Here is a 23,196-nt window from a genome sequence, read left to right as displayed (position 1 = left end):
TTTGCTCTAAAAATGGTCAAGTTAAATAAAATGAATTAGTCTTTAGGTCTTGAAAATGATGCGGCTCTCAGCCGTTGTAAAGGGAGTGAATATGTTAACAATAATCGGAGCATTGATTATTTCCGTTTCTTTTGCGCAAGAAAAAACTTCTGCTGTGCTTTATGACTTGAATTCTCAAAGAAATGAAAAATTGTATACCGCAATCATTGAATCAACTCCATCGTCAGACGGAGCAAAGTTTCACACAGTTTTTAGGGATTTGCAGGGGAAAACTGCTCTAGAAGAGACGGGTCTTATTTCCGGTGCTGATTTGAAAGACTATACAATTGATCGCCCTCAAACGAATGAAAAAGGTCATATCGAGGTTCGTGATGGCAAAGTGTATTTCACCTACGAAGGTGATGGGAAAAAGAAAACGGCAGAAGAAAAAGTAAGTGGAGACATTTTATGCCCTGCAAATTTCTCGGCCTTTGTGCGAGCTCACTGGGGCGAGTTGAATGCAGGAACTGCAGTTCCTGTTCGTTACGCCGTGTGGGATCGTCGCGAGACGGTGGGTTTTACTTTGCAGAAAATGGGGGAATCTGATCATGAAGGAAAAAAATGGATGGAGCTTCGCATGAAACCTACAAGTTTTGTGATCGCTGCCATCGTGGACCCCATACATTTGTGGTATGCGGTGGATTCAAAAAAACTCATGGTTATGAAGGGTCGTGTGCAGGTAAAAAAGCAGGTTGATGGGAAGTGGAAAGATCTCGATGCAGAGTCCGTCTATACCTACGACCAGAACGTCGTTTCAAAATAAGACAGTCTCAATATTTATCGGTTTTTGCCGATAAGTGAGGCATGAAGAATCAATCCTCACTGTTTGTAATTTTCTGTCTTTGTCTGACTGCAGGTCTTTTAGGCGTCTACGCAGTTTTTGTTGGCTATTTCAATGGCCACCAAGAATATGAAATGCGCTTAACAGTCCTGCAAAAGCAAGTAGATAAAGAGAAATTCGACAATTCACTTTTAACTTATCAACTCAAAGACTTCCAACAAACTGTTGCACAAGTTCTGCCTGATAATAAAAAACTTCAAGCGAAATATGAACTTAAGAATCTTGCGTCTTCTGTGCGCTCGCCCGCAAGCGATGAAGTCGTTGATTTGTCTCCTGTTTTATTTGAAAAGGGAAAGAAGTTCTTTAACTCGCAAAGCTACGATAAAGCGATTCAACAATTCAGCACTTTGACGGAGAAATATCCTCTTTCAAGTCATACAGTTGAAGCGAAATTTTTCATTGCTGAAAGTTATTACCTGAAGAAAGACTTCAAGAGTTGTTTGCAAGAGATCGATGCCATGGTCTCTCAATATCCAGATAATGATTTGACAGGATTTATTCTTTTAAGAATGGGGCAAATTAGCGAAGCCAATAATCAAGTGGAAGAGGCTTCCGAAGTCTATAAAACCGTCGCTAAAAACTTCAAAAATGAAAAATTGAAAGAGCAAGCTCGCAAACTTGCTCAAAGTGTCGAGTATAAATAATGAAGAAGTTCGTGAAGCTTTTCATCTTTCTGCTGGCTTTTCAAATGGAAGTTCGCGTGCGTGCCGCTGGCGATGTTCTTTTGAATCCAGAGTCATGTCTAAAAGCTAAAGAGACTTGCTCGATTCATGTCACTGGGCCTGCGTTTCATTTAAGCCAAGGTGAGTTAAGCCTTCATGCCAACGAAAACTCAACTCTTATGCGTTTAACTTCTCATCAGTGGCGTTTGGTGCAGGGTACTTTGTGGGTTGAAAAGGCTGACGGAATCGATGTGGAAACTCCTTATGCTACAGTCAAGGCTCCGCAAGGACAGTATTGGCTTTTGCAGGAGGCGAATAAAGTCGTGATCCGCAATATTGATGCGGATTTGGAAGTGACTTTGCGTGACGGTAAAAAGTTGGAAGTTCCGACGGGGTTTGAGTTTTGGGTGAGTGGCATCAACTCTAAGGGGCAAAACGAGTACGGCATGATTCGTCCCATTGATATGAAGGAACATTTGCCGTTGTGGAATTCCATGTATACCGGAACAAAGGAAAACTTCGTAAAAGAGGTCAAGGATCTTAAAGAAAATTGGGGTGACTTGACTGAGAAGAGTGCTTTCATTTATCAAAAAACGACAGAGCGCAAATTAGCGGCAGTGGCCGAAGAGGAGCGCAAGGCTGAAGAGAAAAGACGTCAAGACGCGGCGGAACGCCAGAAGATCAAGAATATTTACTTCCAACGTACATTTGAACGCTAGATTTAGGTCCTGATTTTTGTAGAATCGCAGAGGAACCTCTAAGTGCCCTTTCAGACACATGTTAACCTGAGGTCTGGGAGGATAGGATGTCTTCTATTTCATCATCGGACCGCGCACGTCAGGACGATATCGTACGCAATACTCGCGAGGATTACGAAAATCGCGAGACTGAAAATAACAAACGCCGAGCTCAAGAGCTTAAGCGTATGGAAACTCGTCACCATGACGAAATCAAGAATATCACTGATGATTATGAGACTCGCATCGCCGAACTTAAGGATCGCAATCGCGAGACTTTGAGTGATCGCGATATGGCCAACAATCGAAAAATTGATGAAGTTCGTCAGACCTATCGTGAATCTCTGCGTAATAAGATGGAAGATGCTTACAATGATCGTGAGCAGCAAAAAAACACTTATACGGGTGAGATTAAAAAGCAAAAAGAAATCTCTGAGAATCAAAAACAAAATCTTGTCGGGCAAATGAATGACGAGATCAAGAAGCGTGACGAGCGCTTTGAGAATGTTATTGAGGGCAATCGAGAAAAAGCTCAAAAAACCGTTCAAGAAAACAGTCGTAAACTTAATGAGGCTCACGAGAAAGAACGTAATGCCATGCTTGAGGCGCATCACGAAACGTTGGCGTCTCAGCAGCGCAATGCAAATGACATGCGTAAGTCTTATGAAGAACGCCTGCGCGAAGGGCAGCGGCAGCGTGAGGCGGATAATTCTCGCTGGTCTCAAAAGCTTAAAGATACAGTCACTAATGATCGCGAAGAATATGCTGACAATCTAGATATGAAGCAACAGCAGATGAGCGAAGAGCGTGGGGCTATTCGTAATAAGTATGAGAACTCTTTGGCCCGCAAAACGGCAAGCATTGACGAAGAAAATGAATCGTTCCGTGATTCAGTCAATGACCGTGTGAATACGCAAATTCGTTCTCGAGATAGTCAGATTCAACGCTTGAACAGTAAGCTAAATAATGAGATGTCGAAGAATGAAAAATTACGCGGTATCGAGCGCCGTAATTTGACGACAGCCTATGAGAAACGCATGGATCTGGTAAACCAGCAGCGCGAAGATGCCGTTTCTCATATGAAGGAACTTAACGACGAGCGCGTGGATTCCATGAATACGCGTACGCAAAAGCTTTTGCAGAATGCTGATCGTGAGGCTAAATCTCAAGCAAACATGGAAAACTCACGCCATCGTCAAGAGCGTGAAATGATGCAGCAGCAGCATCAAGATCAGATTCAGCAAGTGACAAACAGCGCGGAGTCTCGCGTACAAAAAATCGTTGATGTAACAAATAAAAATGAAAAGAAATTGGGTCAGTATTATGCGGACTCTTTAGATCAGATGAATGACAACTATACAGAGCGTATGGATGGACAACGTCAACGTGCTGAGCAAGATCAAGTGACACTTAACAAGGTCATGACAGAGCGATTCCGCGGGATGGAAGCTAGCTTTAACTCGAAGCTGGAACAGACGGTGAAGAATTACGAATCTAAAATTGATCAGATGAAAGACAATCAGGAGCGCGAATTGAAGCGCATGGAAACTCAGTACAATCAGCGCCTCGATGAACGTGACAAGAGTGCTAAAAATGAAAAGCAATCTTTGGAGATGAAGTATGAAGCACGCATGGCGCAGCTCAACGAGTCACACCAAGATCAGCTTGATAGAATGAATAGACGTCACCAAGAAGATATGCAAAACTTAGCTACAAAGATGAGTTCATATTCTAGGAAGGCGTAGTTAAATGTTAGCAGATCGACGAGCAAAAATTGTGGCTACAATCGGGCCATCCACTCGTGATGAAAAAAATCTAGAAAAAGCAATTAAGGCGGGCATGAACGTGGCTCGCCTTAATTTTTCTCACGGTAGCCATGAGGATCACCTTAAGGTTGTTCACTCTCTACGAAAACTGTCGAAAGAACTTCGTGCCCCCGTGGCGATTCTTCAGGATCTTCAAGGTCCTAAAATTCGCGTGGGCAAGTTTGAAAATGGCTCTATCGAAATTAAGCCTGGTGATAAATTGGTTATTACAACCGCTCCAGTTTTGGGTAAGCCAGGTTTGATTCCATCAGATTTCAAAGAGCTTCCTTTGGCATGCGTTCCAGGAACGAAAATTCTCCTGGATGACGGTTTGATGGAGCTTAAGGTTCTGGCAGTCCGTGGTGAAGAGTTGGATGTGGAAGTTGTTTACGGTGGCATCTTGAAAGATCGCAAAGGCATGAACTTGCCAGGCGTGAATTTGCCAGTGGATTGCATGACTGAAAAAGATCTTACAGATCTTGAGTTTGGCATTGAAAACAAAGTGGATTATATCGCTTTAAGTTTCGTTCGTCATGCTCGTGATATCCGCAAGCTTCGTGAAATTATCGAATCAAGAAATTCCAATGCAAAAATCGTAGCAAAGATCGAGATGATCGAAGCTATTGAAAATCTGGAAGAGATCTGTCGTTTAAGTGATGTGGTGATGGTGGCTCGTGGAGATCTGGCAGTCGAAGTCGGTCAGAGTCGTTTGCCGGGGTTCCAAAAACGTATCATCGCTGTTTGTAATCAGTTGGGTCGTCCTGTCATCACAGCGACTCAAATGTTGGATAGTATGGTTGAGAATCCTCGACCAACACGTGCCGAGATTACTGACGTCGCCAATGCAGTTCTTGATGGATCGGATGCTTTGATGTTGTCGGCAGAATCTGCGAGCGGAAAGTATCCATTCAAGTGTATTCGCACGATGCACGAAATTATCTGTGAAGTAGAAAATAACGAAGAGGAATATTATAAGATCTCTCTTGAGAATGAGTTCTTAAGTGCTCCTGCTGCGATTGCGGCAAGTGCGTCGCTGAGTGCTTTGAAGCTCAACGCCACTGCAATTTTATGTTTAACCACTTCTGGTAAAACAGCGAATATCATTTCTAGTTTTAGACCGCGTGCGCGTATTATCTCAATCACTCAGCACATGGATGTATTGAATGCGATGGAGATGAACTGGGGTATTCAAACGCACGTGATTAAGCCATACAAGACGATGGAAGATATCCTGACTCAGGTAGATCAATTGCTAGTCACGCATGGTTTAGCGAAGACAGGGGATCGCGTGATTTTGACTCTGGGGCAACCGATTGCTCAAGGTGCGAAGACAAATTCTATCTACGTTCATACAGTGAGTGGAGAATCATATTCAAAGCTTGCTGATGATCAGTTGCCGTTGCGCTGTCAGCAAGATCCCCTTATCACATAGTGAGCTGTTGCGCTTCGCCTCTGGGGACACCATGCGCAGCGCTTCATGTTAAAGACCATTTAAAATACAACTAAAATTGGTTTCAAAAAAATTTAGGGGAGTACTAAGTAAGTGCTCCCTTCTGAGTGAACTATCAATTTCTGATTAAAACCTTCTCTCGTCATTTTCTCTATTTTTCATATGTGATACGAAAGCTACTTTATGTATTCCTAAATTTTGTTTGAGGGATTTATTGTGGCTGAAGATAAAGATGAAAGCGTCGGTACACGATTCACAACCTTAAAAACATTTTTTGTTATTGCCGCGATTCTTATCGTATTGAATTCACTTTTGCTATTCAGTTCCTTTAGAAATATGCGCGAGCAACAGTGGTGGGTTGAGCATACTGCAAAAGTCATTTCTGAAATTGATCTGACTCTTTCTGCGATGAAAGATGCCGAGACCGGTGTTCGCGGATATTTACTCACGCGAAGGCAAGATTATCTCGAGCCGTTCACTTCGGGTATTCAGGATGTGTGGCTTCATTATCGCAATCTTAAAGGTCTGACCCTAGATAATCCAAGGCAAGTCTCTGCGATGACTGAACTAGAGAAAACTTTGAAGGATCGCGAAGCCACTTTGAAAGAGGCGATCAATAATTATCAACCAGCAAAGATGAAAGCCCCTCTTCCATCCGATGGTAAGCTTGTGATGGATCGTTTACGTCAGGAACTGAAGGAGATGAAGGACGAAGAGCTTCGTCTTCAAGAGGTTCGCACGCAGAAAGCTCAACAGACCGAGCAACTGGGGTATATTTCTTGGATCTTGTCTATGCTTGTGAATCTGGGGTTGGCTAGTGCTGCATTTTTCTTTATTCGCCGTAATTGGCGTCGACAACACGAAGAAAATCGTCGTCAGACCCGCGAAGCTTGGTCGCAGGCGCGTATTGCGGAAGTTGCCGCTGTTATGGCCGAAGATCTTATGATTGATGAGTTGAGCACAAAAATTTTGTCGATCTTAAGCCGCTTATTGAATGCTCCCTATGGAAGTCTTTATGTTCTTGAAGATGGTCTTCTGACGCTCCGTGGAAGTTATGCACATGGCTATCATGGCAAAGAAACTCGTCCAAAGAAACTGCAGGTAGGTGAGACGCTTCTAGGCGAGGCAGTTAAGAAGAACGAGCTTTTGGAGATCACAAGTCTTCCAAGTAATTACATCAATATCGAATCGAGTTTAGGGCAAAGTGCTCCACAGAGTCTTTTGTTGTTACCTTTATTTATATGGGGACGCGCGATTGGCGTTATTGAGCTTGCATTTTTAAAATCGCCAAGCGAAGAAGAAAAGCAATTCCTTGATAGGTTGTCGGAGATTCTTGCAACAGGAATAAGCTCGGCCATTTCCAAAGAAGGTTTGCAAGTATTGTTGAGTATGACTCAAGAGCAAGCGCAAGAGTTGCAGGCACAACAAGAGGAGCTTCGCGCCAGCAATGAAGAGCTTGAAGAGCAAGCTCGGGCTTTGGAGATTCAACAAGAATCTTTGAACTCAAAAAATCGCGAGCTTGAAGTGTCTCGTAGAGATGTGGAGGCGAAAGCCCTGGATCTTGAAAAAACAAATCAATACAAATCTGAATTCTTGGCGAAGATGTCCCATGAGCTTCGCACTCCGCTGAATAGTTTGCTAATCCTGGCGACACTTCTTCGTGAAAACAAAGATGGCAATTTGACAGATCAGCAAGTGAACTTTGCTTCGACCATTTATGACGCTGGCAATGACTTGTTAGGTTTGATCAGTGACATCCTGGATATTTCGAAAATCGAAGCGCGCAAGCTGAATTTGCGCGCCGAACGTTTCTCTTTAGGCAGTTTGATTTCCCAGCTTCAGGCCACTTTCTTGCCCCAGACAAATAAAAAAGGCCTCTCTCTATTGATAGATGCCAATGATGAACTGAAGGCATTGCCGATGCATTCGGATTTGCAGCGCATTGAGCAAATCCTTCGTAACTTCTTATCGAATGCCGTGAAGTTTACAGAGAAAGGATCAATTACTATTGCCGTTTCTTTGTCGAGCAAACAAAATGGCTTTGTTGTCATTTCAATTAAAGATACCGGCGTTGGTATTTCTCCGGAAAAAAAATCTGTCATCTTCAATGCTTTTGAACAGGGTGACAGTTCGATCAGCCGTAAGTACGGTGGAACCGGCCTAGGGTTAACTATTTCTAAAGAGCTAGCAGGTCTTCTGGGGGGCCACATCACCGTCGAAAGTGAAGTGGGCCAGGGAAGTGTATTTACTTTGGAAGTTCCCTTTGAACTTCCAGGGGGCACTCAAGAAATTAATTTGGATAATCGACAAGTGACGATCGCAAAAGTTGCGGAAGAACGTCCCTCGATCATTCAAGATGAAAAGCTTCATAAAATTCTTGAATCTGTGAAGAGTCATCCGAAAACTCTTTTGATCGTAGAGGATGATGAGACCTGTCGTTGTCTTGTGGCGGAGGCGTCGAAGGGGTATGGATATTTTCCTCTTGAAGCTGAGACGGGTGAGTTTGCATTGTCCATTTTGGAAAAATATATTCCGACGGCCATTATGCTTGATATTAAACTTCCGGGTGTCAGCGGCGTTGGATTGCTGGAATCAATTAAGCAAAAGTCGAAGCTTCGCCATGTCCCGGTCCATATGATTTCAGGTTTGGAGTACCAGCAAAATACGCTACGCATGGGCGCTATGGGTTATTTGGCCAAGCCGGCGACCCTTGAGGGGGTAAAAGGGGCTTTGAGGCATATTGAAGAAATTGTTTCTAAAAAAGCTCGCAGTGTTCTGGTAGTTGAGGATGATCAAATCCAGCGTGAATCCATCATGCGTTTAATTGCAGGTTATGATCTCAAGATCGTAGGAGCAGCTCACGGTGCTGAAGCTTTCGATTTCTTGAAAAAGGAAAAATTTGATTGTGTGATTTTGGATCTTGCCCTGCCTGATATGAGCGGAGCTGAGTTTCTAAATAAATTAAATGAAATCCATGATCATGTTCCGCCAGTGATCGTCTATACAGGACAAGATCTTTCTCGTGAAGAGGAAGCGGCTTTAAGGAAGTTTGCGGAAAGTATTATTTTGAAAGGCGTGCGTTCGCCGGAGCGCCTGCTTGATGAGGTGAACTTATTCTTGCACCGTGTGGAGAAGGATCTGCCAGACGAACAGAAAGATTTGCTTCGTCAATTGCGCGGTCGTGAGAAGAGTTTTGAAGGTCGTCATGTGCTGTTGGTAGATGACGACATCAGAAACTTGTTCTCGTTGACCCATGTCCTTGAAGGAAAAGGCTTTAAGGTTGTTGTGGCTCGCGATGGCATTGAGGCTTTAGAAAAAGTCGCTAACATGAATCGCATTGACGTGATTTTGATGGATATCATGATGCCGCGAATGGATGGTTATGAGGCGATTCGTCGCATTCGTCAATTGCCGAATCACACGACGACTCCGATTATTGCCTTAACGGCGAAGGCTATGAAGGGCGATCACGAAAAGTGCATTGAAATGGGCGCAAACGACTATCTGCCAAAACCGATCAATTTAGAAAACCTTGTTTCCGTATTGAAGGTCTGGCTTGAAGCTTTGGAGGCCATTTCATAATGAATGAGTCGATCGCGTATAAACTTTTGCTAGATGGTATATATCAGAAGTATGGCTATGATTTTCACGGCTATGCGGAAGGTTCATTCGATCGACGCATTCAGCAGTTATTAATAACTTATCGCATGAAGGACGAATTGGATCTCCTGACACGCATTTTGCGTGAGCCGGATTTTTTTAGAGAAATCATTCCCTTTTTAACGATTTCTACAACTGAGATGTTTCGTGATCCTGGCTTCTTTGTGGCATTTCGTGAAAAGGTTGTGCCCATGTTGCGAACCTATCCAGCTTTGAATTTTTGGATTGCGGGATGCAGTACGGGTGAAGAAGTTTACAGTTTGGCTATCTTACTCAAGGAAGAGGGGTTGTATGATCGCTCGTTGATCTATGCAACAGATATCAATCACTCTTCGTTGGAGAAGGCGAAGGAAGGTATTTATAGCATCGAGAATGTGCGTAGCTTCACAAAGAATTATACAGCCGCGGGCGGAAACGCCAGTCCCTCTGAGTACTACACGGCTGATTATAATTTCGCGCGCTTTAGATCGTCACTGCGGGATAACGTAATCTTCTCGGATCATAATCTTGTCACGGACGAATCTTTCGTCGAGAGTCATGTGATCTTTTGCCGGAATGTGATGATTTATTTTAAAAAGGAATTACAAGCGCGGGTTTTCGATTTATTTTATAAATCACTGAGTGATCGAGGATTTTTGGGGCTCGGTTCGAAAGAGACGTTGCGATTTTCCCCTTATGAAAGCTGTTTTGATGTAGTGGATAGCACGAGTCGCATTTATCAAAAAAATCCGATTCTGCATCAGAGACTTAAAATTTAGAAACTGTAATTAATTATTTGTTAACTAATAGCAAAATTTATTTATTAATAAAGGCTGCAAATCGGTACGTTCGCTGGATGTCTTTTAGGAGAATGGCTTGGAAAAGACTAAGATTTTAGTTGTAGACGATCATCGTGAAAATATTGTGGCGATGACGGAATTGATAGCGGATGAAGATATCGATATCTACTCGGCAGAAAACGCGGAGCAGGCGTTGAATCATATTCTAGAGCACGAATTTGCTTTAGCTCTGCTTGATGTTCAAATGCCTGGAGTGAGTGGCTTTGAGTTAGCTCGTCTTATTCGTGGCGTGAGTCGTACTCGCAATTTGCCGGTGATCTTTGTGACAGCCGAGCAGCGCGATCAATCTATTATCTTTGAAGGTTATGAAACGGGCGCGGTAGACCTGATGTTTAAGCCGTTAGATCCGTATATTGTGCGCAGCAAAGTTCAGGCTTTCGTACAATTGGATCATCAAGCCCGTCTTCTTCGTGAGCAAATGAAGGAAGTCGAGAGTCTTCGTAAACGTGCAGAAGATGCCAACTTGGCAAAAAGTCAGTTCCTGGCGAACATGTCTCATGAGATTCGTACGCCTCTGGCGTCAGTGCTGGGGTTTTCAGACGTTCTTTCGCAGGAGAATTTAAGTGATGATGAAAAAGAGGACTGTCTTGCGGCGATTCGGCGCAATGGAGAACTTCTTCTTCGTTTGATTGACGATATTTTGGATCTTTCAAAGATCGAAGCTCAACAGTTGCAGTTCTTGAAAACTGAATTTTCGTTGGATGAGATCTTAAACGATATTGGTTCTACCTTGGATTACCGCTGTGAACAGAAAGGAATTTCGTTAGAGATCAGCCGCGGTTTCCGACAAGGAAGTCGCTACTATTCAGATCCGATTCGTATTAAACAAATTCTTTTGAACATCGTCGGTAATGCTGTGAAGTTCACCACAAAGGGCAAAGTTCAAGTTGATGTGACTACAGAGACTATCAGTAAGAATGCAACCAAGCTGCGTTTCCACGTAAAGGATTCGGGTATTGGTATTTCCGAAACAGAACAAGCAAATCTATTCCAACCGTTTAGCCAAGCAGATATTTCAACAAGAAGGCGTTTCGGCGGAACTGGTTTGGGACTTGTGATTGCACGACATCTCGCAAGAAGCCTTTCGGGGGATTTGGTCTTAAATGAGTCAGCTCCGGGCGTGGGCTCTGTATTTGAGATTTCATTGGTTGTGGCAGAAGTGCCTACAAATAAAATCGCATCAGTGCCGACAGTGAAAACCGATGCTGTGGTTGAGCCAAATTTTTTACAAGGCGTGCGACTTTTAATAGTTGATGATGTGGCTGACAATCGTATGCTGATCGACCGCTATTTGAAAAAATCCGGAGCAACAATCATCGAGGCAAGTTCAGGAACTGAAGCGTTGCGTTTGATTGAAGAGGCCCAGCCGGATCTGGTGCTGATGGATATTCAGATGCCTGTAATGGATGGCTATGAAGCGACAACTCGCGCTCGCGAGAACGGTTATGCAGGGCCGATCATTGCGCTGACCGCCCACGCTATGAAGGAAGAGATTCGGAAATGTTTAAATGCCGGCTGTAATGAAGTTATCACGAAGCCCGCGCGCAGACAGGATCTTTTAGAACTTTTAAAGAGAATGACTGAAGGAATGAAAAAGGCCCATTAAAAACGGGCCTTTTTCTATAAATCAGTGCGCTGTAGGCCCCACAGTCGATAAACTTGGCTTAAGAGTTTGAAGAGAAGCGCAGCCGCTGTTATAAGAAGGTGAGCTGTCGATCACGTGACCCGAGTTCACGATTGAAGACGATAGATTGTAGTAAGTGTTGCTATAATCACTGAGCATCGCGATGCCTCCATTGGTAGCGTCAGCATAATACCATGGAACAAGAGAGCGAACGGTGTTGCAATCCATATAAATCGTGTTGTTGTAAAAGACATTGTTCTGCATTCCATAGTTTGGCCATCCAGAACTGACATCATCTTGATAAACGCCAATCCCTTGGGTCGCTAAAGTGATATCGAAGACGTTATTATAAACACTGACGTCATTGCCTCCGTGAATCTGAAGTCCCCAGGCGCCATTGCCAGTAATGACGTTGTCGTGAATCACGACATTAGAAGACTCGTCATCTAGGTAAATAGCTCGAGCTCCGATACCTGTTGTCGTATTTCCGTAATTCGCTACCTCATTGTTTGAGATTATGATTCCGCTCTGTGCGTGCAAGCGGTCATTCAAGTAAATTCCACCCGTATCATAGAGACCCGGATAGCTATTGACATCATGAATGTAGTTGCTGTCGATAGTGACGTTCTGATTTGGTGTGGACGGACTTTTTGGATCGGGTGTCATGTGGATGCCATGATTAGTCGTATTGTAAATCAAATTGTGACTGATCGTGCTCGAGATAAGGGCGCCATAAATAACAATACCTATGCCTTTGGCAGTGTAAGCACCGTTGGAGAGGGCAGGTCCCGTGATGTTATAAATGGTATTGCTATCAAAGAGGCTTCCTGTAACTTTGTAAATTCCAATCGCAGTGCCAACAAAGTTTCTAAGAGTCATCCATCGGATGGTAACATTGCTTGTACCAGCCACCGTAATTCCAGTCGAAAGAGTGTTTCCGCCATCTAGAATTGGTGTTTGTCCAGGATAAGCAAGCCAGCTTTCGCCTGCATCTGCATTTCCTAAAGTAAGAGTTGCGCTTCGAGAGTAAACTCCACCCATAAGATACGTGGTTTTGATTGAAGAAGACTGCATCGCCATCTGAGCTTTTTCGAGTGTGAGAAATGGTGTGCTCGAAGATGTGCCGTTATTAGAGTCGCTTCCAGTTGGGGAGACGTAATACGCAGAGGCCAGGGCATTGGCACTCAGAAGAGCCAATGCTCCTCCGATGAGGAAAATTTTTGTAATCAATTGCAAAATTCTGTCCATAACATTCCTTTGTTTTTTGAAGTTGTTTTACGAGCTCTTAAAGTCTCGATTGAAGGAAGTGTAAACAATCATTTCTTTGTTAACAATATCAGGCCAGTTAGCGAAATCCAGAAAGCTAATAAATTTGGTACCAAGAAAAGAATGAGATCTTTTTAAAACTCATTGTGTTTCTAAAGATGAAACAGTCAAAAATTGAATAAACTAAAAATAGTTAACAAGCGGCAAAATCGGCCGATAGGAAATGATATTGGAGAATATCATGGCAATAAAGACTTTAAAGTGGTTGGGTGGGTTTGTAAGCTCTACCTTAATTTCTTCTTTAAATTATTAACCAGCGTCCAGTTCTTCGCTAGGGGCTCCACGTAAGGCAGCTCCACCATAATATAAACGCCTGATTCATCCATGATCTTTTCAGTCAGATACTTTTTCTCGATCAACGGATTCACATCATCCACTTTGATTAAGTTGCCAGTCTCTTTCATGGAATCATTTTGCACGTCATTCAAGTTCACTTTGTAAAGACCCTTGCGATCTGGTTCCACTTTTTTAGCGAAGTGAAGAATGCCATTCAGGATTTTTACTTCGGCTTCGCTCATCGGCGGCAAGCGATCTTTCTCTTGTTTAAAGAGCCAATCATTATACCAATCAACAAACGAGAAAAGTTCTTGCGGCTTCAGATTTGTGATCTTTTGCGAACCATCACCGCGATCTTCTTGCGCGAGATAGCCGAGCTCTGTCAAAACATTCACAATGGTTTGCATTTTGTTTGTAGCTTCTTGAAAAATTTGAATCGTATAGTTACGAAGAAGTACAGAGGAGATGCTAAGAGCATCGCCTTCTTCGGCTTTTCCGTATTTATTTCCGACAAGATTCAAGATCGAAAGATATTTGTTCACAATGTGTGGTGGAAATCTTTCTTCATCGGGATTTGAGTTCTCTAGAAGTTTGATTTTCTTATTTGCTTCGCGTAGATTTTCGTTCAGGTTTTTCATGATCGCACGGACCCACACCGGCAACTGATCCATTTGTTTGTTCAAAGAATCATAGGGGAGGGCGATCACTTCAGTTTCTTTTGTCGCTTTGACATTGGCGCTGCGAGGCTTCTTATCGAACAAAGCCATCTCGCCAACCATCGAACCGGCTTGAACTTCAGCGAGTACGACTTCGCTGTTTCCTTTCGTTTTTGTGACAGCTAGGGTTCCTGATTTAACGATGTACATCGCATCCGGAGCATCTCCTTCGCGAAATAGGTACGTGTCTTTTGCGATTCTTTTTGCCTCTGCCACTAGAAGTCCTCTCGAATAGTTCGATAAGCTGAATCTAGATTATCCCTGCAAAAAATCAGAGGCGCAATTCCACTTAAATGAGACGCTGGACTTAGGAAGAGTCCCCGGTGAGTATTCACACAGGGACTTTAATAGATAGCTTCTGAAAAGCGATTAGAACTTCATAGGCTTACAATCAGGGGCCACAGTCATTTTGCCTTCTGTCGCGGCCAAAACTTTCTCGGGCGATAAATCCGGAGCGTATTCTTTTAAGACAAATCCTTGAGGAGTTACTTCAATCACTCCGAAATCACTGACGATCTTTTTGATACATTTGATGCCAGTAAGTGGAAGTGTACACTTCGTGCGAAGTTTTGAATTTCCTTCTTTATCTGTGTGTTGCATAGCTACGATCACGTTCTGAGCGCCAGCTACTAGATCCATAGCGCCACCCATGCCTTTGATCATTTTGCCTGGAACCATCCAGTTTGCGATGGAGCCTTGTTCGTCGACTTCCATAGCGCCCAGAACAGTCAAGTCCACATGACCACCGCGAATCATCGCAAAGCTGTCCGCACTTGAGAAGAAACTTGCACCAGGAACAACTGTTACAGTTTGTTTGCCGGCATTAATCAAGTCAGCATCGACTTCAGAATCTTTCGGGAAAGGTCCCATTCCAAGAAGACCGTTTTCGCTTTGTAACATAACGGTTTTGTTTTTGGGAATGTAGTTCGCAACCAAAGTTGGAATACCAATTCCAAGATTCACAGTATATCCGTCTTCAACTTCTTGAGCGATACGTTGAGCAATTTGTTCTCTAGTTAATGGCATGAATTACCCCTTGCTCACAGTTCTTTGTTCAATGCGTTTTTGGTAGTTTGTACCTTGGAAGATGCGTTGTACGTAAACGCCCGGAGTGTGAATTTGATCTGGATCCAATTCACCCACTTCAACTAATTCTTCAACTTCTACAACAGTGATTTTTCCAGCTGTTGCAGCCATTGGATTAAAATTGCGTGCGGTTTTTCTGAAAATTAGATTTCCGAACTTGTCGCCTTTCCAAGCTTTCACCAGAGCAAAGTCGCCCACGATGCCACGCTCAAGAACGTAATCACGGCCATTAAAATTTTTAATCTCTTTACCTTCAGCGATTTGAGTGCCGACACCTGTTGCAGTGTAGAAACCAGGAATCCCTGCTCCACCGGCACGAATGCGTTCAGCCAAAGTTCCTTGAGGGCAGAATTCCACTTCAAGTTCGCCGCTCATATAAAGCTTTTCGAACAAAGCGTTTTCACCCACATAAGATGAAATCATTTTTTTGATCTGACGTTTTTGCAAAAGAAGACCCAAGCCGAAATCATCAACACCCGCATTGTTGGAAACGCAGGTAAGATTTTTTACGCCGATTTCAGTTAAAGCAGAAATACAGTTTTCAGGAATACCGCAAAGACCGAATCCACCTACAACAAGTGTCATTCCATCTTTCACGCCTTGAAGGGCGGACATGGCATCCTTATAGACTTTTTTACTCATAAGTTGCTCCAAAGATGATTTTAAAAAAATTCGCTCGGAGACTAGGAAGGCGCATGAGCACCTTCCTTTAGGAAATACTCCGACGAAGTCGGAGGACTAAACAGCTTCGATAATCAAAGCTACTGCTTCGCCGCCACCGATACACAAAGTCGCTAGTCCATAGCGTTTGTTATGAGTGTGAAGAGCGTGAACCAAAGTTGTCAAGATACGAGCGCCGGAAGCACCGATTGGATGTCCGATAGCAACCGCACCACCGTGCACATTTACTTTTTCAGCCGGGATTTCTAGTTCTTTCATTGCAACTTGAGTGACAACTGCGAACGCTTCGTTGATCTCCCAAAGATCGATATCACCGATATTCAAACCAGCTTTTGCTAACGCTTTTTTGATCGCGCCCACTGGAGCTGTTGTGAAATATTTTGGCTCGTGAGCGTAAGTGCCGTGAGCTACGATTTTCGCCAAAGGTTTGATACCGCGTTTTTTAGCTTCGCTTTCAGACATCAATACGTGGGCTGCACCACCATCATTGATTTTAGAAGCATTCGCAGCAGTGATAGTACCTGCTTTATCGAAAGCCGGCTTTAAGCCAGGAATTTTGTCGAAGTTTGTGTTGAAGGGCTCTTCGTCTTTATCAATTGTCACAGCACCTTTGCGGCCTTCAACAACAACAGGAACGATTTCATTTTTGAATGCGCCATCGGCCCAAGCTTTTTGAGCTTTTTTGTATGAATCAACTGCGAAAGCATCTTGTTGCTCACGAGTGAAATTGTGTTCTTTCACGCAGATTTCTGCCGCATTACCCATGTGGAAGTTGTTGTATGGATCCCAAAGACCGTCTTTGATCATAGAGTCCGTCATTTGAGTTGGACCCATGCGGTAACCAGAACGAGAATTTTCTAGCAAGTGGGGAGCAAGAGTCATGTTTTCTTGACCGCCAGCTACTGCGATTTTTGTGTTGCCCAATTGGATGTTATCCGCAGCCAGCATCACGGCCTTCAAGCCAGATCCGCAAACTTTATTGATAGTCATCGCTGGAGTGTGGTTGCTAAGGCCTGCGAAAAGAGCCGCTTGACGAGCTGGCGCTTGTCCAACACCCGCAGTCAAAACCTCACCCATGATCACTTCATCAATTTCATTTGGAGAAACATTCGCACGGTTCAAAGCTTCTTTAATAGCTGCCGCACCGAGCTTTGGTGCAGGTACAGATCCGAAACCACCTTGAAAAGCCGCAACAGGCGTTCTTACGCTGCTGACAATCACTACATTTTCCATCTATTCACCTCTTATGTTGAAAATCGTAAAAAGATTTACTTAAATAGAGACTGAGTCAAGACACAGGGTTCAAACTTCAGGAGACACAACGCATGTCAGCGATCAGCCTCGTCCTAGCGAAACTTATGCTTTCACCTCTATTTGCGGCCTCATTTGCGGTGCCGGTTCAAGACGGCGATCGTTTGGTCCTTAAAGGACTTGAAGCGCAGGTCCAGCTTGTGGCGATTCCAGGAAGTAATGCCGTGAAGATCACAGGTGCTGAAGAAACAGGCGGTGAAGGCCAATATGTCGTTTCTAAAAAAGATAATATCATCGAAGTGCGCATGAATGAATACGATGGTAAAAAAGCCTGGATGAATATCGTGCCGAAAGCGGCGTCACAAATGAAGAAAATAGAAATCTCAGGTTTGTCATTGCCTACAGAGATTCAATTGCGTGGTGGCTCGGTGGTGGCGCAAAAATGGAGTAAAGACTTAAAAGTCAGTCTCACAAATGGACGAGTTTCTTCACTCGGCGGTAGTGGATCGCTACAAATTTACGTACAAAAAGGCGACGTCAACGTCAGCGATCACACAGGCCGCGTGAATGCAGATACCTATGCGGGCAACATGACTCTTAAAAACATTCAGGGAGACGTGGATGCCTCACTTTTCACAGGTCCATTACTTGTTGAAAAAGTGCATGGTTTCTCAGCAATCACGAGCCAAATGGGGCCGGCAAAAATTATTCAGGGAACGGGAACTTTGCAATTTGAAAACGGCAAAGGTGGTTTGCATGTTCAAGGTTTTCAAGGTCGCGTCGACGGACAAAACCAAGAAGGAAACGTGACTGTGCAAATGGCGATGGACTCTGAAGTCGACATCAAATCCAAATCGGGACGTGTGCAAGTTCAAGCGCCTGCGTCTTCGGGGGCAAGCGTCAATCTATTCACTGTGGAAGGCGATATTTTTGTGCCGAATGAACTTCGTGTGAATAAACTCAGCTCAGAGAAAAATGTTCGCGGCCGTTTGCGTGGCGAAGGTCAACGTGGAAGCATTTTTGTGCGCAGTCAAGACGGCTCAATTATCGTGAAATGAGTTGACACAATTTCTTAAATGCCTCACAGCTAATGAGTTAGTCTCTCAACTGGTTAGGTAGAATTTATGGCAAAAATCGTAAAAAAGAAGCCTGTGGCGAAAGCCGCAGCAAAACCTGCAAAAAAAGCTCCTGCGAAAGCGGCTGCGAAGCCAGCTCCAGCAAAAAAGGCCGCACCTAAAACTGTGGTGAAAAAGAAGGTTGAAAAAGCACCGGCGAAAGCTGTTGCGAAAAAACCTGAGGCTAAGAAGAAGGTTGAAGTAAAAGGCAAACCAGCTCCAGCTGCAAAAGCTGAAGCGAAGACGCCGGCTGCGAAACCTGCAAAGGAAACAAAAGCAGAAGCTTCGAAAGAAACTGCCAAAAAAGCTCCGGTAGCGAAGGCTGCTTCGGCTCCTCAACCTGCTGCTGAAAAAGTAGCGACTCCTAAGAAGGATGCGAAAGCTCCGAAAAAAGGCAAAGCTGGTAAAGGTAAGGAAAAAGAAGAATCTGATTTGGATGACGACTTTATCGCCGATGACGACATGATGGGCGATGAGATCGGTGAGTACGAAGAAGAACTCAAAGCCGTTGAAGAGTCTGAGGAAGAGGTCGATCTTTCTGAAGAGTGGACTGCTGAGGAAAAAGCAAAAACTGATGAAGAAGTGATTCTGACAGACGCTGAAGGCCGTCGTTACTGCCGCGCTCGTGATTGCGATCAGATCGCTGTTGTCGATGCGTATTGCCGTTACCACTACTTGATGTTCTGGAAAAAGATCCAAGTACGTAAGAAAATTTTGATGGATGGTAAACTTGAGCGTTACATCGACGAATTGACGTCTCGTTACCCAGATAAGTTCCTAGAAATGATCCGTCGCGATCTTCGAACAGAGAAAGACTTCTTGGCCGCTATCCAAGAGCTAGAGATCGACGAATCAGCAACAGAGAATGAATTTGAAGAAGATACAAGCGCCTTCATCGAAGAAGTCCGTGGAATGGGTGACAGCGGAGGCAGTGTTGAAGAGGATGAATACTAAAAATTGGCGTAAAATCGCTAATTTACAAATGATAAGTATCTCTTAAATATATTTAAATGAGTTTGTGGAGGGTCTGCGTTAAAAGCAGGCCCTCTTTTTATTTCATTGCAACTATGAAAGCTGACTGTTAGCTCTATGCCCGCATCCGCAAATATAAGTTGGAGATAAGGTCCGACGTTTCTACCCATCGCCGTAAATGATGGTCTATTTGGAGTCATAATGAAGCAATTGATCGCTCTTGCGTTCGTGTCCCTGATTTCTCTAACGTCTCATGCAATGGACAGTTTCCCGAAAGGACCAGACGCAAGTCTGACTCCGGGCACTCTTTGCACAAGCCCAGATTCTTACCGTTATCCTGAGCACATTCCATACTGCTCACGCAATGTTGATACAGATACAAAAAAAGGCAGATTTATTGCCTACGATCAAATCGGTTACCGTACAATGTCTATGCCTCGTGGCGATTTCAAAATCGATCATTACATTCCATTATGCATGGGTGGTGGAAATGATGCAGCCAACTTGTGGCCACAACACAAAAGTGTCTACGCAATCACAGATCCTTTAGAGCCAGCTCTTTGCGAAAAAATGGCTGAAGGTAAGTTGAAGCAAGCGGATGCTGTTGCGTTGATTAAACAAGGTAAAGCAAACCTTGATCAAGTGCCTGCGATCATCGCTCGCGTAAACGCACTTTAATTATAAAATAAAGAATATCTCTGAGGGGGGATAAGCCCACGTCATGACCTGGCGTGGGCTTTTTATTTTCTGCGATTGGCGTGAGGGAAAAGACCGTTGCCGAAACAATGCAAGTATCACAAATAAAAAGCGCCCTCGATACACGAGAGCGCCTTTTTTATTTTCGAAATTCTAAATTTTAAAAAATTAGAAAGTAGAAGTTTGAGTTTGAACAGGAACAACTTGTTGAGGTTGCTGCTGTTGAGCTGGTTGGCCTACAACGCTGAAATTTGTGGCTTCAATACGTTGCATGCGAGCTTGCTCTTCTCTTAGGCGAGATTCTTCCAATTTTTCTAGGATTTTAAGTTCAGTCTCTTTTTCCAAATGAACACGTTCATTTCTGATGTAGTCAGCATTTGGATTTGTTCTAAGTGGTGAAGTCGGTGCTGCTGTTTGAGCTGAAGCAGAAACTGCCGCCAAGAGAATCGCTGCGATAGAAAAAACGATATTTTTCATAGTTGGTGCTCCTTTTTGCGTAACCCAAGCCGTGCTAGGGTCTGTGCGGACACACAAGTAACGCAAAAAGATGTAGAGAGTATACAAGAATGCTTCGTGTCATGACGAAAAAAGTCGCAAAAAAAGCCCCGAACAATTCGAGGCTTTTTTGAGGCTGAAATTCCGATAAATCAGTGAAGACCTTTTTTCACCTTACGGCCCCCAAACATGCGCGGGCCGCTGTCTTCGTCATCTTCCAGATCGTCGTCTTCGTGGTCATGCTCGTGCTCCTCGTCGTCATCGCGAGGGGGAGATAACTCTTCGCTTTGCTCAGCGCGAGCCAACGCGTCGTCGTCTTCCTGAGATTCATTCACCATAGCTTCACGGTCGATGCCTAAAAGTCTGTCGGCTTCCGCCTCTAAAGCAGAGTTTTCGGAGGAGAAACGAAGGTAGAGCTTCTTGCCTTGGAATGGATACTCTTTCCAAGTGTATGGGAAATCCACTTCGCCATCTTGATCGAAGTACTCCATCATCATGCTGGCCGCAGCATCCACGCAGTTATGAATGCGTGAAACCGCATCTTGTTCATCCTGAGAGTAGTTCATGGATGTTTCGAAATTCGCTTGAACAAGGCGACCTTTCTGGTGGTAGCCAACGCGAAGCGTAATCTCTTCGGAGTAAATACGACCTTCAATAATAAGCTCAGCGTCTTCCAAATACTGAGCAAAGTTTTCTTTGAAAACCGCCTGGATTTGATCTGAGTATTCCTTCGGGAAATTTGTCCATTTTTTGGAGGATTTGAGTCTTGGAACCATAATGAGGCCTCCCTCGAACTTTGACTTCTTTAAAGGCGTTGTCTATAACCTACGATCTTAAAAGACACAAGAGGTAAGACCGTGGCTGAAAATTCATATACATACTCAAATCAAGATGTTGGGCAGGGACGCGGCGTTTATATTTCTACTTACGGCTGTCAAATGAACGTGAATGACAGTGATCGCATGTATGCACTTCTTGAGATGCAAAACTTCACTCCGGTGCAAACTCCGGAAGAGGCCTCGTTGATCTTGGTGAACTCTTGCAGCATCCGTGAAAAAGCGGTTCATAAGGTTTACTCAGAAGTTGGAACTTTCAGAAAATTAAAAGAGAAAAATCCAGATCTAAAAATCGGTGTCGGTGGTTGCGTTGGTCAGCAAGAAAAAGACAACTTGATCAAAAACCAACCGATGATTGATTTCGTTTTCGGAACGGATCAAATCGACAATCTTCCAAACTTGGTGGCAGAGGCTTACACGCAAAAAGGTAAGATCGTGAGCGCCAAGTTCGAACACAGAGCTCCGTACCACGTTGAAACTTTGGTTAAAAACCCAGGTGTGGCAACATTCGTGAATATCGCCAAAGGCTGCGATAATTTCTGTACATTCTGTGTGGTCCCTTATACTCGCGGTCGCGAGAAATCTCGTCCTCATCAGCACATCCTGACTGATATTCGTCATCTGATTAAGCGTGGCGTGAAGGAAGTGACTTTATTGGGTCAAAACGTAAACTCGTACAATGACGAACACGGAACAGACTTTGCTGATTTGATGGCCAAGGTGGCTCTGGAAACGGATATCGAAAGAATTCGTTTCACTACATCTCATCCAAAAGATTTTAACCAAAAGCTTGCGGATACGATGGCCCGTCACAATGATAAGATCATGGAATATGTGCATTTGCCTTTCCAAAGCGGAAGCACGCGCATTCTTGAGCGCATGAATCGTAATTACACTCGCGAACAGTACTTGGAAAAAATCGAGATGCTAAAACGTAGTATTCCGAACTTGGTTCTTTCGACAGACATCATCGTGGGTTTCCCAGGAGAAACTGAAGAAGACTTCATGGACACTGTGAACCTTGTGAAGGAAGCGCGCTTTGAAACCATCTTCGCGTTTAAATATTCCCCGCGTCCTTTCACGAAGGCTGCGAAGTTTGAAGATCAAGTAGATGAAGACGTAAAAACAGAGCGTTTGAATCGTCTATTTGATGAGCACGATAAAATGGCCTTTGAGCTTGTAAAAGCATACGAGGGTCAAGTCATGAAGATCTTGGTTGAAAAAACAGATCGTGAGTTCGGCAAAGTTCAAGGTCGTAGTACAAGCAATAAACTTGTTCATTTCATGGGCTCGCCAGATTTGATTGGTAAAACTGTGGATGTGAAGATCACAAAAGCATTCCCAGCAGTGTTCAGAGGAGAATTGGTACAATAATGAAAGACCTTTTAGATTTCGACAATCTCAAAGCTCAGATCATTTTTGCGAATGAATCCAAAGATGAAGAGACGTTTCACCAAAACGATCTTATTCAGCTATTTCCTTATGGATTATCGGTAACCACAGATGCATCTCGTCCGATGTTGCTTTTAAAAGACGAGGGCCATCAATACACTTTGCCTGTTGCCGTAAGTCCTATTGAGGCAGGTGTGGCCTTGGCTCAGTCGAATAGAACCCAGGTGTCGGCATCTCCGCATAAATTCAGCGAGATCTTGATGCGCTCTTTAGGAATGGAAATCAAACAGGCGGTGTTTGTTGAAATCCGTGGCGCTAATCAATACATGCGCCTTTACTTGACAGGAAATCCGGCATTGAGTTCTGTGAAGCTTCGTGCGGGTGAAGCCATGTCATTGTGTCTTTATTTGAACGTGCCGATCTTTGCGACAAAAAGCTATATCGGCCGTTCTCGCGTGATGAGTGCTGAGGTCGAGGCGAACAGTCAAAGACTGTCTCCCACGGCAACAATTTCTGAGCGCGGCTACCTTAATTAAGAATATCCAATTTTTGCCTGTGAGTCTGCGCTGTAACAATTGTTATTGCGGAATGCTGTAGTGCAAATTGATCAAACTGCTTTGAGTTGAAACAATCAAAGCATGATTCATTTGCCCACTCTTATTACGGACCTTGGCTTTATTCTTGTTGTCGGCGCATT

General features: G+C 43.9%; 20 protein-coding genes and 1 riboswitch. Of the genes, 13 read left to right on the top strand and 7 right to left on the bottom strand.

Annotation, left to right across the window (positions count from 1 at the left end; genetic code table 11):
- Positions 1-91: 91 nt before the first annotated feature.
- The 8 genes from VF412_RS16610 (at position 92) to VF412_RS16575 (ending at position 11,639) form a co-directional block, all read left to right on the top strand.
- On the top strand, positions 92-802 hold the full coding sequence (locus VF412_RS16610; RefSeq protein WP_331340385.1) for a hypothetical protein: 711 nt from the start codon (positions 92-94) through the stop codon (positions 800-802).
- Positions 803-843: 41 nt separating this feature from the next.
- Positions 844-1,524: a tetratricopeptide repeat protein gene (locus VF412_RS16605; protein ID WP_331340384.1), complete on the top strand. Its 681-nt coding sequence runs from the start codon at positions 844-846 to the stop codon at positions 1,522-1,524.
- Positions 1,524-2,261, top strand: coding sequence for a hypothetical protein (locus tag VF412_RS16600; RefSeq protein WP_331340383.1), 738 nt, complete (start codon positions 1,524-1,526; stop codon positions 2,259-2,261). Before VF412_RS16605 ends, VF412_RS16600 begins: the two co-directional genes overlap by 1 nt.
- A gap of 86 nt (positions 2,262-2,347) precedes the next feature.
- Positions 2,348-4,024 carry a hypothetical protein gene (locus VF412_RS16595; protein WP_331340382.1) on the top strand — a complete coding sequence of 559 codons (1,677 nt, stop codon included), beginning with the start codon at positions 2,348-2,350 and terminating at the stop codon, positions 4,022-4,024.
- A 4-nt stretch (positions 4,025-4,028) separates the two neighbouring features.
- The gene (gene pyk / locus VF412_RS16590) at positions 4,029-5,516 is read left to right on the top strand and encodes a pyruvate kinase (RefSeq protein ID WP_331340381.1); all 1,488 of its coding nucleotides are present in this window, start codon (positions 4,029-4,031) and stop codon (positions 5,514-5,516) included.
- Positions 5,517-5,750: 234 nt separating this feature from the next.
- Positions 5,751-9,116 (top strand): response regulator, encoded by a 3,366-nt coding sequence (locus tag VF412_RS16585; protein WP_331340380.1) that lies wholly within the window; start codon positions 5,751-5,753, stop codon positions 9,114-9,116.
- Complete coding sequence (locus VF412_RS16580) at positions 9,116-9,952, top strand: protein-glutamate O-methyltransferase CheR (RefSeq protein ID WP_331340379.1); 837 nt, start codon at positions 9,116-9,118, stop codon at positions 9,950-9,952. Before VF412_RS16585 ends, VF412_RS16580 begins: the two co-directional genes overlap by 1 nt.
- A 97-nt stretch (positions 9,953-10,049) precedes the next feature.
- Positions 10,050-11,639 carry a response regulator gene (locus tag VF412_RS16575; RefSeq protein WP_331340378.1) on the top strand — a complete coding sequence of 530 codons (1,590 nt, stop codon included), beginning with the start codon at positions 10,050-10,052 and terminating at the stop codon, positions 11,637-11,639.
- 21 nt (positions 11,640-11,660) lie between these two features.
- On the opposite strand, the gene VF412_RS16570 is transcribed toward VF412_RS16575, so the two are convergent.
- The 5 genes from VF412_RS16570 to VF412_RS16550 all read right to left on the bottom strand — a co-directional run bounded on the left by VF412_RS16570 (position 11,661) and on the right by VF412_RS16550 (position 16,975).
- Positions 11,661-12,905, bottom strand: a complete 1,245-nt coding sequence (locus VF412_RS16570; protein ID WP_331340377.1) for a right-handed parallel beta-helix repeat-containing protein — start codon at positions 12,903-12,905, stop codon at positions 11,661-11,663.
- 302 nt (positions 12,906-13,207) lie between these two features.
- Complete coding sequence (locus VF412_RS16565) at positions 13,208-14,191, bottom strand: cyclic nucleotide-binding domain-containing protein (protein WP_331340376.1); 984 nt, start codon at positions 14,189-14,191, stop codon at positions 13,208-13,210.
- A gap of 153 nt (positions 14,192-14,344) precedes the next feature.
- Entirely contained in the window at positions 14,345-15,001 is a 657-nt protein-coding gene (locus VF412_RS16560) for a CoA transferase subunit B (RefSeq protein ID WP_331340375.1), read from the bottom strand.
- A 3-nt stretch (positions 15,002-15,004) separates the two neighbouring features.
- On the bottom strand, positions 15,005-15,703 hold the full coding sequence (locus VF412_RS16555) for a CoA transferase subunit A (RefSeq protein WP_331340374.1): 699 nt from the start codon (positions 15,701-15,703) through the stop codon (positions 15,005-15,007).
- 96 nt (positions 15,704-15,799) lie between these two features.
- Positions 15,800-16,975, bottom strand: coding sequence for an acetyl-CoA C-acetyltransferase (locus tag VF412_RS16550; protein ID WP_331340373.1), 1,176 nt, complete (start codon positions 16,973-16,975; stop codon positions 15,800-15,802).
- 92 nt (positions 16,976-17,067) lie between these two features.
- Between VF412_RS16550 and VF412_RS16545 the strand changes: the two genes are divergently transcribed.
- From VF412_RS16545 to VF412_RS16535, 3 genes are all read left to right on the top strand, one after another.
- Positions 17,068-18,051: a DUF4097 family beta strand repeat-containing protein gene (locus VF412_RS16545; RefSeq protein WP_331340372.1), complete on the top strand. Its 984-nt coding sequence runs from the start codon at positions 17,068-17,070 to the stop codon at positions 18,049-18,051.
- Positions 18,052-18,117: 66 nt separating this feature from the next.
- Entirely contained in the window at positions 18,118-19,062 is a 945-nt protein-coding gene (locus VF412_RS16540; protein ID WP_331340371.1) for a hypothetical protein, read from the top strand.
- Between the two features lie 129 nt (positions 19,063-19,191).
- Positions 19,192-19,289, top strand: a riboswitch (purine riboswitch).
- Positions 19,282-19,758: a hypothetical protein gene (locus tag VF412_RS16535; RefSeq protein ID WP_331340370.1), complete on the top strand. Its 477-nt coding sequence runs from the start codon at positions 19,282-19,284 to the stop codon at positions 19,756-19,758. (Overlaps the previous riboswitch by 8 nt.)
- 186 nt (positions 19,759-19,944) lie before the next feature.
- Here VF412_RS16535 and VF412_RS16530 read toward each other — a convergent pair whose 3' ends face one another.
- Both VF412_RS16530 and VF412_RS16525 read right to left on the bottom strand, forming a co-directional pair.
- On the bottom strand, positions 19,945-20,253 hold the full coding sequence (locus VF412_RS16530) for a hypothetical protein (RefSeq protein ID WP_331340369.1): 309 nt from the start codon (positions 20,251-20,253) through the stop codon (positions 19,945-19,947).
- Positions 20,254-20,423: 170 nt separating this feature from the next.
- The gene (locus VF412_RS16525; protein WP_331340368.1) at positions 20,424-21,047 is read right to left on the bottom strand and encodes a hypothetical protein; all 624 of its coding nucleotides are present in this window, start codon (positions 21,045-21,047) and stop codon (positions 20,424-20,426) included.
- 81 nt (positions 21,048-21,128) lie between these two features.
- Between VF412_RS16525 and miaB the strand changes: the two genes are divergently transcribed.
- Both miaB and VF412_RS16515 read left to right on the top strand, forming a co-directional pair.
- Entirely contained in the window at positions 21,129-22,481 is a 1,353-nt protein-coding gene (gene miaB / locus VF412_RS16520) for a tRNA (N6-isopentenyl adenosine(37)-C2)-methylthiotransferase MiaB (RefSeq protein WP_331340367.1), read from the top strand.
- Positions 22,481-23,035, top strand: coding sequence for a bifunctional nuclease family protein (locus VF412_RS16515; protein ID WP_331340366.1), 555 nt, complete (start codon positions 22,481-22,483; stop codon positions 23,033-23,035). Before miaB ends, VF412_RS16515 begins: the two co-directional genes overlap by 1 nt.
- Positions 23,036-23,196 lie beyond the last annotated feature (161 nt).

Origin of the sequence: Bdellovibrio sp. (assembly GCF_036384735.1) — a bacterium.
In the GTDB taxonomy this organism is placed as follows: domain Bacteria; phylum Bdellovibrionota; class Bdellovibrionia; order Bdellovibrionales; family Bdellovibrionaceae; genus Bdellovibrio.
The sequence above is the reverse complement of the archived record's forward strand: the minus strand, read 5'-3'. Positions and strand labels throughout refer to the sequence as shown.